This window comes from Vibrio sp. F13 (genome assembly GCF_020806305.2).
GTDB lineage: Bacteria > Pseudomonadota > Gammaproteobacteria > Enterobacterales > Vibrionaceae > Vibrio > Vibrio crassostreae_C.
In genome coordinates this window covers 2,481,949-2,495,471 of the sequence record NZ_CP170175.1, presented here as the reverse complement: position 1 = coordinate 2,495,471, position 13,523 = coordinate 2,481,949, and the positions used below count along the sequence as shown (strand labels likewise).

The following is a 13,523-nucleotide window of genomic DNA, read 5'->3' as shown; positions in this document are numbered from 1 at the left end:
CTATTTATACCGCTGGTTGTAGCTTTTCTAAAAATTCTGCCAATGTCTCGGCGAGCACATCACGATTTTTGGTACCTAAGCGCTCCAAAATCACGTTACCCGTTAGGTTACAGATAGAGATAACATCCAGCTCAGCATCGGTCGCGGCAATGAAAACCGTTGGTTTTAGCTTCAAGCGACGCTGAGTTACTAGGTGACCCAAAATGTTTTCTTGTAGGCATTCGAAGTCTTCATCACTCCAAATCTGTAACAGAGTCAATTCGTTACCATCGAAAGTTGCGTTCATATCTGCGCTGAATTGTGCGCCGTAGAAAGTTTTGATGTCTTCATGCAGAGTCAACTCAATACCGGTTTCAACGTTGGTGAAATCCGCGAATTGCTCACGTGGATAGTGCTTCCACAACACGGCATCGCCACTCTTTTCTTCTACGCATGGCGATACGATGTCCACCAACTCCTCATTACGAGGTAAGCTTTGGTGTTTCTGCTTCCACGCGTCAACGTATCGCTGACTAAAAGAAAGTAGTGCGTCTTGAGCACGTTGAGTCATGAAAATCTCCTAAACACAAAATAATAAATAGAATCCGAGCCCTTTCCGCGCCGATTAAGCGATGACTTAATGACAGGGTAAGGGGGATTCAGTAAAATCGACCCCATTCTAATCGAATTTGAAACGAAAGTATGAGCAAATATTCTGACGCAAAAGAGCTAGCGGGTTTAACCCTTGGCCAAAAAACTGAGTACTCTAACCAATACGATGCAAGTTTATTGCAACCAGTGCCTCGTAGCCTTAATCGCGATGATCTTGCGCTAAACGGCGAGCTGCCTTTTGTTGGTCATGATATTTGGACGATGTACGAGCTTTCGTGGCTAAACACCAATGGTCTACCACAAGTGGCTGTCGGTGAAGTTTTCATCCCAGCCACCAGCCAAAATTTAATTGAATCAAAATCTTTCAAACTGTACCTAAACAGCTATAACCAGACTCAATTTGAAAACTGGGCTCAAGTCACTGAGCGCCTGACCCAAGATTTGTCTGCATGCGCAGGCGAACCTGTGATTGTGAATGTAAACTCAGTAACCGACTACACTAACCAACCTATCGTGACGATGGAAGGTGACTGTATCGACAACCAAGATATCCAAATCACCAGCTATGATTTTGAAGCGTCACTGCTTGAAGGTGCAGCTGGCGAACAAGAAGTAGAAGAAACTCTGCATAGCCACTTATTGAAGTCGAACTGCTTGATCACCAACCAACCGGATTGGGGCAGCGTTGAGATCGCATATTCTGGTAAGCAAATTGACCGTGAAGCTCTGCTACGCTATTTAGTTTCTTTCCGTGAGCACAATGAATTCCACGAACAATGTGTTGAGCGTATCTTCACTGACATCATGAAATACTGCGCACCTTCGAAGCTAACTGTGTTCGCACGCTACACGCGTCGTGGTGGTCTGGATATCAACCCATACCGTTCAACAGAGCAAGATAGACCAAGCCACAATAAGCGTATGGCTCGCCAATAATCAGGCGAGAACCACCCACACTTATTTGAACCTACCAAATCTTTAAAGGGACATTGAAATGCGTTGGTTATACGTTGTTAGTCTATTTATTTTAAGCTTAAGCACATCGGTCAATGCGTCGGTTTATTCGTCGGCGCTACTCAATGAAGCCAATAATTTGGTTGAGATCGAGCCGAGCCAAGCAAAACAAATGGCGAACAGCTACCTAACGCTACGTATCCTTTCAGACCAAAGCGAGAAAAGCCCATCGGCTATTTCTCGCGAAGAGACAGACTCTTCGATCAGAACCCCAAACAGCAGTATTGATGCCTACAAGATATTAGCGAAAGCAGAATACAACCTTGGTAATATTCATATTGCGATTCAACATATCGACAAAGCATTTGAGCTTGCGAAAACCTATAAGCTTGAGTACCTAAAACTGGATCTTGAGATCCTAAAAGTACGCTTACTTTGGCTGAGTGACAGGAAATCAGCCAAAGCAAAAACAGAGCTGGCGAGTATCGAAGCAAACCTAGAATCGGTGAATAAAACCTTGCGTTTAACAGAAGGTATTACCTATCGTTTGATCATGCTGAAAGCTGATATTGCCTCTTATGACAATAAGGTCGATGAAGCCGAGAAGTTCTACCAAGAAGCGAAAACCTACCTCGATCAGCGTTACTCAGAAAAAGTGACTATCGACTACCACATCGCGGTCGGTGAATTTTATCTAACCCATAAAGAGTACAACCACGCACTATCTGAGTTGTTGTATGGCTACTGGAAATCCGTAGAAGGTAATCTGAGCTCACGCTTAGCAAAAGTAAACCGCCTGCTTGCTCAGCTTTTCTTTGAACGCCAAGTGTTAGATAAAGCTCTCGAGCACTTATCTCAAGCTGCTGATTTCTATGATAGCTTTGAAAACTCACCTGTTTTGGCACAAGTGCTTAAAAAAATGGGTGATGTATACTTCTTTCAAGGAAAATATAACCTTGCGTTAGTGCATTTCTTCAACGTTTTGGACCATGAAAGCACCGACCGAGATATCCAACAAGTCATTGATATTCGTCTGAGTTTATCAGCTACCTACTTACGCCTTTATAACTACCCTCTTGCAGAACAATACCTAACACGCGCTCTTGAGCTGTTGGAGTACACAGATATTCCAAAACTGGAAGGCCGCGCTGCGCTGCTGTCGGCAGGGTTAGCTTATCATCTACAAGAGAGCGATGACGTAATCAAGCATGCGACACGTGCACTTGAAATTTCACGTCAGATAGAAAATATGCACCTGTCACAGCGTTCGTATTACTTACTGTCCTTAGGCTATGAACAAGCAGGTCGTCCTCAACAAGCATTAGCGAATCTCAAGCAGTACAACAGTTTAGTTTCTTTAGAGCAGCAAAAACTCAATCGTGTAGGTGAGGATGCATTCCGTCAGCAGAAAGAGTTTGCTGAACAAACTTTGCACTACGCTGGTCAAGCGCAAGAATTAGAAAGGTATAAGTTAGAGCATCGTAAATTCCAAAAGATATCCTTCGCCCTATTTCTGTTCAGCATCGTCCTATTCTTCTTTGTACTACGCAGAGGCTACCTCATCCAAACCTTAGCTAAAGAAGTGGATTCGCTGCGTACTGATCTTTTTACGCACTCACGTTCAAAGCTTCCGAACCTAAGAATGCTCAATGCTAAGCTCTCAAATTCGTTAGAGCAAACCAGCCAAACCTTCGAGCAATGGCAGCTTGGGGAGTTGATTTATGAACCATTAAACGACCGCTTACGCTTCGTTATGATTGACTTACCTTTCCTGCGCAACATGTATACGCAAAATGGTTATAAAGCGGGCTTAGAGCTCGAAGATGCTTTCGGTGATTTCTTAAAATCAAAACTGGAAGGCCCAGCTCGCGTCTATCATTTCTCAGATGCGAACTTGCTTTATATAGAGCCAAATTCAGATCGTGATTCATCACCAGAAGCGATGTTCCTAAAGATTCAATCGTGGGTAAATGACTTCGAGCCAGAACGTAATATCAACCGAACGATTCGAATGGGCATCGCTGACTACCCGTTTTTACCACGAGCTTACACCGCGATTAATGACCAAGAGCTATTAGATGTATTGTTGATGTCGACCAACCTAGCGCGTGAAATCAGCTTGAAAGAACGCACTAGCCAATGGGTATACCTCAAAGCTATCGATAACGCACCAGCGGCAAGCCTTGCAACTGGTAACATACGAGAAGCTTGTAAACATGCCATTAATCAAGGGTTAATAAAAATACAATCGTCGTACCAGAATGAGGACAACATCAAAAAAATGCTAAAAGATGACTGAATTGCAAGCGGTTAAGACTTGCAAGTCGTGACCTTATTTTTAGTTTTGTTATTATCGATGCAACGGAATTTCATCTAAATGATCGTGATCGATCTACGCGGCGCTAATTAATACATCTATGGGCATTCTTGAAAAAGACATTCAGGCGCAACTCCACCAACTGAAATTTCAGTTGGAGCAAGTTCGCTTGACGCAAAGAGACACCTCGTTCAAATTTATTAGAGAGCAAAAAGTTCTTAAGCGCATCGTCACATCTTTAAGTGATGCGTGCGTTGGTAGTAACAGTTATTTAGATGAAAACCTCATTGCCCTTAGGGAAGAGCTAGAAAAGCAAAAAGACATCAGCTCGATGATCCCTAAATTGGCAGTCATAGAAAGAATGCTCAAGCAGAAGACGTTGGCTATGGATAAACAGAACGGATATCTGGATGATAGCATTAAGCACAGTGGAGAAACGCTACAACGCATAACTGGCCTACCAGCACCGTTGAAACGTGATCTACGAAACTTACTTAGCTTCTCCGAATGCAATGGCAGTCAGAAAGTCGACCACGCCATGAAACTCCTCGGTATTTACGAGCGTGCCATAAAGATCATGGCGAACAACTCTCGTACTCATTTTGCCGACGCTGCGCAATCGCCTGAACAAGAACTCCTTGCCGACTTATCAAACGAATTACAACATCTGATCACCGAACTCGATTTTGAGGGTGAATCGGGTGAGCTACTTACCGATATTCGAGCCAAACTGCTGCTTGGTGTTTCTACACAAAACCTCCTTGAGCTGACGCTTCAAATTCTCAAACTAGTCATAGAGGGCACCAATCTAGAGCGTAAAAAGTCTGAACAGTTTATTGATCAGCTTAATTCTTCACTCGCGTCTAGCATCAAAACCGCAGATCAAAATGCAGACCAAAGCCAAAGCTACTTTAAGCATCGCCAAGGCCTGAACTCTGAGCTAAATGAGCTTGTCATCAAGAGCCAGAGTTCTGTAGATAAAGCAACGGACATTGATAACTTAAAGCAGACGATTAATCCTTTGCTTAGTGAAATCGCCTCTCTTTCTGAAAGATTGAATCATGCAGAGCAAAAAGAACAAGCTCTGATAGAGAGAATGAATTACGGGAAAACTCAGTTAGACTCGCTCTATGAAGTGACTCAAGACTATCGAAAGCGTTTAGAAGATCAGGCTCAGCGTATGTTGCTTGACCCGCTCACCAAGGTCTACAATCGTACCGCCTTTACCGATCGCTTAGAACTTGAATACCGCCGTTGGATTCGCGCGCAACACTCACTGCGTGTTGTACTGCTCGACATCGACAATTTCAAAGCCATCAATGATAGTTTTGGTTATACAGCGGGTGACAAAGCACTCAAAATTATCGCAAGAACCATCACCAAAGAGACCGGCGCTACCGATAGTGTGGCTCGTTTTTCTGGTGAGGAATTTATCTTGTTATTACCAGAGCAAACGGATGAATATTGCCACCAGGTAATTCAAAACATCCAGACTCAAGTCAGCCGTTTACCCTTTAAGTTCCGTGATCAACAAATCACGATTACTTTGTGTGCAGCAAGTACTCAATTCAAAGAGTCAGATACACCTGAAGAAGTACTAGAGCGACTCAATAAAACGCTAAACAAAGCCAAACAACGTGGTACTAACCAATTGGTTTGGAATTAAACTAGGCCTGATTTAATTTATTTCTTTTTTTCAAATACTTATCACATACCAATTCCCTCAATGTTTGCTAAGCTTATTATTAACATTCGCTTAACAAGCATTCTTGACAAGTCATGCTGTTTATAAGATCTTAAGCAACTCGATATTAGCCCTTAAGCAATTCCATACAATACATAAAGCAACGCTGTCGTAACCGTTTCGTCTGGTTAACTCTTCTCACCTTTAACCAAACACTTTCAACGTTTGCTTCTCACTCTCGAGCCAGAGGGTCACTTCAAAAGTCGCCTCTGCTCTTCTCAACAAGGAGGCACTATGATCACTCATATCAGCCCTGCCGGTAGCATGGATTTACTCTCTCAACTTGAAGTTGAGCGTCTTAAAAAAACCGCATCTAGTGATCTGTACCAACTGTATCGTAACTGTACGTTAGCGGTACTGAACTCGGGTAGCCACACCGACAACTCCAAAGAATTGCTCGACAAGTATCAGTCATTTGATGTTGAAGTGGTGCGTCGTGAGCGTGGTATCAAGCTCGAACTAAGCAACCCACCAGAGCATGCCTTTGTCGACGGTGAAATCATCAAGGGTATTCAAGAACATCTATTCTCAGTGCTGCGTGACATTGTCTACGTCAACATGCACTTGGCCGATAACCAAAGGCTTAACCTCACCAACGCAACTCACATCACCAATCTTGTGTTTGGTATTTTGAGAAACGCAGGAGCACTCACACCCGGCATTGAGCCGAACCTGATTGTATGTTGGGGTGGTCACTCAATTAATGCCACTGAATACCAATATACTCGCGAAGTCGGTAATGAACTTGGCCTACGTGAACTCAACATCTGTACGGGTTGTGGACCAGGTGCGATGGAAGGGCCAATGAAAGGTGCGGCTATTGGTCACGCTAAGCAGCGCTATACTGAACATCGTTATTTAGGGTTAACTGAACCATCAATCATTGCGGCTGAGCCGCCAAACCCGATAGTGAACGAACTGGTGATCATGCCCGATATCGAGAAACGTCTTGAAGCGTTTGTTCGTATGGCACATGGCATCATAATCTTCCCTGGAGGCCCAGGAACCGCCGAAGAACTGCTGTACATCCTAGGTATCATGATGCACCCAAACAACGCAGACCAACCGATGCCTATCGTTCTAACTGGCTCTAAAGAGAGCGAGGCTTACTTCCGTTCAATTGATAAGTTCATTGGTGAAACATTGGGTGAAGAAGCGCAAAAGCACTATGAAATTGTCATTGATGATCCAGCACGTGCTGCGAAAATTATGAAGCAAGCAATGCCAGATGTACGCTCTCACCGTAAAGAAACAGGCGATGCTTACAGCTACAACTGGTCACTGCATATTGAGCCTGAGTTCCAACTCCCCTTCGACCCTACTCACGAATCTATGGCGGCACTCGATCTGCACATGGATCAGAAAACAGAGAGCCTTGCTGCGAATTTACGTAAAGCGTTCTCAGGTATTGTGGCAGGTAACGTCAAAGCCGAAGGTATTCTGGAGATTGAGAAGCATGGGCCATTCCTCATTGATGGCGACAAAGAGTTGATGACTAAGATGGATCAACTGCTAAATGATTTTGTTGAACAAGATCGAATGAAACTGCCGGGTGGTACCGACTACGTTCCTTGTTATAAAATTGCGCCAAGCAGCTGATGATAATATCTGACTGATAACAAAGCCGTAAGCATAAAGCTAAACAAGTCATGACGTTTACGTCACCAGCGTTTCAACTCACCAAGTGATACGTTACTATAAGGGGCTAGCAGCCCCTTATTTATTGCCTATTTAGTGGAAACTTATGTCTATCCATCTTGTTATTATCGATGCCTTGAACCTAATCCGACGCGTTCACTCAGTTCAGCCGGATCCAACCGATATAGCAAGAACCATCACTACCACGACTCGTACTCTTAATAAGATTCTTTCGGAGTCTAAACCAACTCACATCATCGCGGTATTCGATCACCACTTACAAGATCGGGGCTGGCGTGCAGAAGTCCTTCCTGCCTATAAACAAAACCGAAAGCCAATGCCTGAGCCATTACTGAAAGGCCTCGATACTATCCAACAAGCTTGGTGGGAATTAGGTATTGATTCGCTGTTATCTGATGGCGATGAAGCTGATGACTTAGTAGCAACACTCGCAAAAAAAGTGGCTGACCATGGTGAAAAAGTTACGATAATCTCTACCGATAAAGGTTACTGCCAACTGTTATCACCTACACTACAGATCCGCGATTACTTCCAACATCGCTGGTTAGATAAGCCCTTTATCGAAGCTGAGTTCGGCGTAAAACCAGAGCAACTTGCAGATTACTGGGGATTAACGGGCGTTAGTTCAAGCCAAGTACCTGGGATCCCAGGCGTGGGACCAAAAGCAGCCAAAGAGATCTTAACGACTTATCCCGATATTGAAGCCGCATTCCTAGCTGAAGATTTACCTAAAAAATATCGTAAGAAGTTCGATGAACACATCGAATCCGCACGAGTGTGCAAGTTGGTTTCAGCTCTAAAAACTGATATAGATTTGGGCTTCAATCTTCAAGACATTCGCTACGAAGCTCATTCTTAACTCCCGATAATGCGATGAGCAGATACAAAAAATGCCCCTTAAAGGAGCATTTTCTTTATCACTGACATACTAATGAAAATATTAGTACGGTGAGATATTCGAAAGCGACTGAATGTGAACCGTGATCTCTTCGCGATCATGGTAAAGGTGCTTCGCCTGCATCTTGAATTTAACTTTGTTATCAATCAGAAACTGTTTTAGGTTCTCGATATCTTGCAGTACTTCATCGTAACGGCCTTTCATTGGCAGTTTAAGGTTGAACAGTGCTTCTTTCGCCCAGCCTTTGATAATCCACTCACCCATCAAGTGAGCAACACGAGCTGGCTTCTCAACCATGTCACAGATAATCCAAGTTACGTTCTTACGGTCTGGTTCAAATTTAAAGCCATCCACCATATGGTGCTTGATTTGACCCGTTTCCATTAGGCTGTCCGCCATCATGCCGTTGTCAACACAGTGAACGAACATAGAACGCTTAACCAGTTGGTAAGTCCAACCACCTGGACACGCACCCAAATCTACACCCCACATACCTGGAGCAAGACGCTCATCCCACTCATCACGAGGGATGAATACGTGGAATGCTTCTTCTAGCTTCAATGTAGAACGGCTTGGCGCATCTGATGGGAACTTCAAACGAGGAATGCCCATAAAGAACTGTGAGTTGTTAGTTGGGTAAGAGTAACCCACCAAGCAATGACCCGGAGCGATAAAACATAAGTGAAGCACAGGCTTCTTAACATTGTCTTTCGCTGTCATCAGGCCTTTACCACGCATAGCTTGACGCATTGGCACGGTAAACTTACGGCAGAACTTCAAAAGCTCTTTCGCTTCATTGGTGTCTGGCGTTTCAATACGGATATCGCCACAACGTGGGAAACCTTCTTTCTCAGAAAGCGCCTCAAGAATTGGAGAGATACGATCATCAGTCGGCAGATCTTTGATTTCAGCTGCTACCGCGATCATTTGACGAGCAAAGATCAGCGATTGGAAGTCGATCTCTTTAACCAATTTATCGGCTTCGCCTGCTTGATAACATTCAAACAATACAAAGCCTGTATTGTTCTTTAAGCGAGGAAAACCAAACACTTCCAGTTGTGTTGCCTTGTCTTGAATTTCGCCAGCACATTCTTTTTCAAAACCAGAGCGACAATAAAGTAGTACGTGTTTCACTGAGTTACCTCTTTTATATTCAAAGCAGCGAAGGAGAAGACTCCCCAACCAATGATAAATAGTAGACCACCAAACGGAGTGATAGGGCCAAACCATTTTATTCCTGTCAGTGCCAAGCCATAAAGGCTGCCACTAAAACAAAGGATGCCGATGATAAAGCAAATTGCCGCAATGAAAAAATATTTTTGTGATTTAGCGCCAAGTTTCATCTGCAGCAGAGCGCCACACGCCAATATCGCCAAAGTATGGATAAACTGGTACTGAACACCCGTCTCAAACACGCCTAGCAGATATTCTGGCAAGATAGCTTTCAACCCGTGAGCCGCGAAGGCACCAAGCATGACAGCAATCGCACCAGAGATACCTGCAAACGTGAGTAAATACTTACTTCTCATTAAGTACCTCTTTGATAAACGCTGACAGCTTCTCAACGGTTAAGGCAATATTCTGCTGCTCTGTGTAACCAGAGCTCTTACGAGGCTTAAAGCTGTGATCACCGTCTGGAATAAATTCAACACGAATAGAATCAGACAGATCAAAATCAGCAAACTCTTCACGCTTACCAAAGGTATCGCGCTCACCTTGTAAAATGAGGCATGGCTTTGCTAACTCAGCCAGATGCTCACCTTTGTATTTCTCGGGTTTACCTGATGGGTGGAAAGGAAAGCCTAAACACGCCATTGCGGCCACCTTATCAAGTTCAGACAAATGGCTCGCCATACGCCCTCCCATCGACTTACCACCAATCACAAGCTTATCGGCATCAACCTGCTCAATAATCTCTTGATAGGCTTCAAGTAGCTTAGGCGCTCTGTCAGGTGGACGACGCTTACCATCTTCAGCACGTTTAATCATGTAAGGGAAGTTGAAACGAATCACTCGTATCCCTTTAAAGGCTAACCCTTTGGCTACCGACTGCATGAACTCATGCTCCATGCCTGCGCCAGCACCATGGGCAAAGATAAAGGTGATGGGATTGTCTTCACCATCAATGATGACGTTATTCATCGAGTAAGTCCTCTTGTTCACTTTGCGCTTTCGCTAGCATCCAGTCGCGGAAGGTAGCAATACGACCCATGTCGGCTTGTTTCTCATGACAAACCACATAGAAGGCGTTCTTACTCACCAACACTTCATCAAAAGGCGCAATCAAACGACCCGCTTCGATTTCAGGCTGCGCCAACACGTTGTTACCCAGAGCAATGCCCTGGCCGTGAGCCGCTGCCTGCAGCACCATGGTTGAGTGACTGAAGATAGGGCCGTGATTAACGTTTACCCCATCGATGCCATTTTGCTTAGCGAACTGTTTCCAATCCTTTCGAGAAGTATCATGCAATAGCGTATGACATGCTAAATCACTGAGAGATTCTAATGGTTTTACTCCTAGCAGCACGGAAGGTGAGCAAAGAGGGATCAAGTATTCTTGGTAAAGTTTATCGGCTCTGAGCCCCGACCAATTCCCTCGGCCATAATAGATAGCGACGTCTACATCATCGGTTAGCGAGCCTTCATCCATATCAACGGCTTTGATTCTTACATCAATATCAGGCTCTTGCTGATTAAAGTCAGCGAGCCTTGGTACCAACCATTGAATAGCAAAACTCGGCGGTAAACTGATGGTCAATGCGCCCTTCTCACTTCGCTCCAGTACTTTGTCTGTCGCTTCTGCTAGTGATGTGAAAATATCTTTGATATCTAAGAAGTAGCTTTGACCTTCTTCAGTTAGCAGCAAAGAGCGGTTTCTTCGGCGAAACAGCTTCAAAGATAAGAATTCTTCAAGCGCTTTGATCTGATGACTGACTGCCGCTTGAGTAACAAACAACTCTTCTGCAGCACGCGTAAAACTCAAGTGTCGAGCTGCAGCTTCAAACACTCTTAGCGAGTTTAATGGGGGTAATCGACGAGACATAGTTACTCTCTAAATAAGCATTAGTTTTTTTTATCTGAAACATTATAATTTGTCCATTGCCTAGCAGCCAGAGAAATTCTATATTTCATCCCGCAGCAGCTAGCCTGAACGGCTTGATTCTCTCTAGAATCAATTGGCTTAGCTCCTGCGATGTTGTGTTTGCAAACTCGTTCTTTTCGAGTTGGGTAGAGTTCTACCAAATGTTTTGTTGCAGTTTATACTGAAACGAGGCATGTACTTCCTGTATTTATTTTGACCTGTCTGTCAAATTTGTTTACACCGCCTTATGGGCGGTGTTTTTTTATGTGCAAAGAAATGTAACAACAAGTTTATCAATAGCTGTGCTAATTAATCTTTATTATTTTTCATCGCCAATCACAGAATCAGACACCCACTCAAATAATCAACTGAACACATACAAATAGCACCATTGAGTTGCACTAAAAAGTAACAGAATACTTCAAGATACTCACACTTCTTCGGTACTTATAAACCCGTTTAGAACACACTCTTTCTATCAATCAAAAATTTCAAAGCTGAGCATGACGATAGCACGCCCAAACTCACGCCTCTGTCTGACTACTGTAAATCATTCACAATAGAAAATAAAAAAGCCGCTTACTTTTCAGTAAACGGCTTTGCAAAATGATTAACGCTTGGTCAACACACCACTATGGGCGGTAAACCTTAACGTTATGGAAGCCCTGCTCTTGTAGGTAAAGTGCCTGTAGACGGCTCATTACACCACGGTCACAGTACAGCAAGTACTCTTTCGCTTGGTCTAGGTCGCCAAACTGAGTCGAAAGCTTGAAGAATGGGATGTGTTTAATTTCAACACCCTCGACCTCTAATGGGCTTTCGTCTTCTTCTTCTGGGCTACGGATATCAAGAACGATAGCGTGCTCAGCAACAGCTTGAACTTGTTCAACTTCAGGCGCTTGCTCTTGGCTCTCTTTCTCGATGTCACGGATATCCATAACACGAGCGTTCTCGATCACTTGATCCAGCACTTCAAAGTTAAACTTAGCTTCTTCTGCTTCCAGTTTGCCTTTCTTCGCTTTCACTGTTGGCTTCTTAGAAATAACACCACAGTACTCAGGCATTACCTTAGCGAAGTCTTCAGTACCGATGATACGAGAAAGGTCGATGATGTCTTCTTTATCCCAGTTGATAAGCGGACGAAGAATCAAAGTATCTGTCACGTTGTCGATGTGACGCAGGTTAGTTAGCGTTTGGCTTGATACCTGACCTAGTGCTTCACCAGTAACCAACGCTTCGATCTTGAACTTGTCTGCAACCATACCACCAGCACGCATGAACATACGCTTAAGAACAACGCCCATTTGGCCGTCTTCTACGTTCTCAAGGATTTCAGCAACCACAGGTTCAAAGTCTACAGAAATGAACTTCACCTTTGCAGATGAGCCGTATTTATTCCATAGGTAGTGAGCCACTTGTTTAACACCAATCTCGTGCGCTGGGCCACCAAGGTTGAAGAAACAATAGTGAACCTTAGAGCCGCGTTTGATGTGCAGGTAGCTTGAAACACCAGAATCAAAGCCGCCAGAGATCAAGCTCAGTAGATCTTCTTGAGTACCAAGAGGGAAGCCACCGAGGCCTTTGTGACGAGCTAGAACTTGGTTTAGCTTGTCGTTAGCCACTTCAACCTTAACGGTTACATCAGGGTTCTTAAGTCGAACTTTCGCTGACTCAACTGCTTGGTTTAGACCGCCGCCTACGTAGCGCTCAAGTTCAATAGAGGTAAAGTCATGCTTACCACGACGCTTAGCACGTACAGAGAAAGTCTTGCCTTCAATGTCAGCACGGCTGCGTTCTAGTACTTGCTCGTAAATATCGTGCAAGTCTTTGAATTCAGACTGTTGAACTTCAAGAGAGTGGTGAATACCTGGAGTGTGAGTCAGAGCCTCTAACACTTCTGCGTAGTACTGGTCACTCTCAGACGTCACTTCAATATGATCGCGACGGTTGAATACCGCAACACTTTCACAGCGACGTTGAATAACGTTACGAATGTTGCACTCTAGAATCCTTGTGAAGCGCTTACGCACCGATTCACTTTTTACAAAAATTTCCGGATGGGGCTTAACAATAAATTTCATAGTACTTTCACAACATTAATGTTCAAAATTTTGAAAACGCTCATCGCCAAGTAAATTAGAGAATTTACACAGCACTTGAAGCAAGAATAGATCATATCTAAATCTAAGGGCGCGAATTATACATGAGAAAGTGAAGCAAGGAAAAGAGTGCTTGCTGTAACACCATCATTAAACCGCTTGTTATTAACAGTAGCAGG

At 43.9% G+C, this 13,523-nt stretch carries 11 protein-coding genes; 5 read left to right on the top strand and 6 right to left on the bottom strand.

Features of this window, described 5'->3' with window-relative positions; all coding sequences use genetic code 11:
* Nucleotides 1–4: 4 nt before the first annotated feature.
* Nucleotides 5–550, bottom strand: coding sequence for a SecY-interacting protein (gene syd / locus LMH68_RS11575; protein ID WP_017063346.1), 546 nt, complete (start codon nucleotides 548–550; stop codon nucleotides 5–7).
* A gap of 131 nt (nucleotides 551–681) precedes the next feature.
* Between syd and queF the strand changes: the two genes are divergently transcribed.
* The 5 genes from queF to xni all read left to right on the top strand — a co-directional run bounded on the left by queF (nucleotide 682) and on the right by xni (nucleotide 8,124).
* The gene (gene queF / locus LMH68_RS11570; RefSeq protein WP_017087479.1) at nucleotides 682–1,527 is read left to right on the top strand and encodes an NADPH-dependent 7-cyano-7-deazaguanine reductase QueF; all 846 of its coding nucleotides are present in this window, start codon (nucleotides 682–684) and stop codon (nucleotides 1,525–1,527) included.
* 58 nt (nucleotides 1,528–1,585) lie between these two features.
* Nucleotides 1,586–3,844: a tetratricopeptide repeat protein gene (locus LMH68_RS11565; protein WP_017063345.1), complete on the top strand. Its 2,259-nt coding sequence runs from the start codon at nucleotides 1,586–1,588 to the stop codon at nucleotides 3,842–3,844.
* A gap of 118 nt (nucleotides 3,845–3,962) precedes the next feature.
* On the top strand, nucleotides 3,963–5,528 hold the full coding sequence (locus LMH68_RS11560; protein ID WP_016767599.1) for a GGDEF domain-containing protein: 1,566 nt from the start codon (nucleotides 3,963–3,965) through the stop codon (nucleotides 5,526–5,528).
* Between the two features lie 312 nt (nucleotides 5,529–5,840).
* Complete coding sequence (ppnN, locus tag LMH68_RS11555; protein WP_010436397.1) at nucleotides 5,841–7,205, top strand: nucleotide 5'-monophosphate nucleosidase PpnN; 1,365 nt, start codon at nucleotides 5,841–5,843, stop codon at nucleotides 7,203–7,205.
* Nucleotides 7,206–7,350: 145 nt separating this feature from the next.
* Nucleotides 7,351–8,124: a flap endonuclease Xni gene (xni, locus tag LMH68_RS11550; RefSeq protein WP_229647158.1), complete on the top strand. Its 774-nt coding sequence runs from the start codon at nucleotides 7,351–7,353 to the stop codon at nucleotides 8,122–8,124.
* Nucleotides 8,125–8,205: 81 nt separating this feature from the next.
* On the opposite strand, the gene rlmM is transcribed toward xni, so the two are convergent.
* The 5 genes from rlmM to thiI form a co-directional block, all read right to left on the bottom strand.
* Nucleotides 8,206–9,297 carry a 23S rRNA (cytidine(2498)-2'-O)-methyltransferase RlmM gene (gene rlmM / locus LMH68_RS11545; protein ID WP_004734383.1) on the bottom strand — a complete coding sequence of 364 codons (1,092 nt, stop codon included), beginning with the start codon at nucleotides 9,295–9,297 and terminating at the stop codon, nucleotides 8,206–8,208.
* On the bottom strand, nucleotides 9,294–9,692 hold the full coding sequence (locus LMH68_RS11540; protein WP_004734382.1) for a DUF423 domain-containing protein: 399 nt from the start codon (nucleotides 9,690–9,692) through the stop codon (nucleotides 9,294–9,296). The genes rlmM and LMH68_RS11540 overlap by 4 nt, the downstream gene beginning before the upstream one ends.
* On the bottom strand, nucleotides 9,682–10,305 hold the full coding sequence (locus LMH68_RS11535; protein WP_229647159.1) for an alpha/beta fold hydrolase: 624 nt from the start codon (nucleotides 10,303–10,305) through the stop codon (nucleotides 9,682–9,684). The genes LMH68_RS11540 and LMH68_RS11535 overlap by 11 nt, the downstream gene beginning before the upstream one ends.
* Nucleotides 10,298–11,206, bottom strand: a complete 909-nt coding sequence (locus LMH68_RS11530) for a transcriptional regulator GcvA (RefSeq protein WP_012604639.1) — start codon at nucleotides 11,204–11,206, stop codon at nucleotides 10,298–10,300. The genes LMH68_RS11535 and LMH68_RS11530 overlap by 8 nt, the downstream gene beginning before the upstream one ends.
* 671 nt (nucleotides 11,207–11,877) lie before the next feature.
* Nucleotides 11,878–13,326 carry a tRNA uracil 4-sulfurtransferase ThiI gene (gene thiI / locus LMH68_RS11525; RefSeq protein ID WP_017063338.1) on the bottom strand — a complete coding sequence of 483 codons (1,449 nt, stop codon included), beginning with the start codon at nucleotides 13,324–13,326 and terminating at the stop codon, nucleotides 11,878–11,880.
* Nucleotides 13,327–13,523 lie beyond the last annotated feature (197 nt).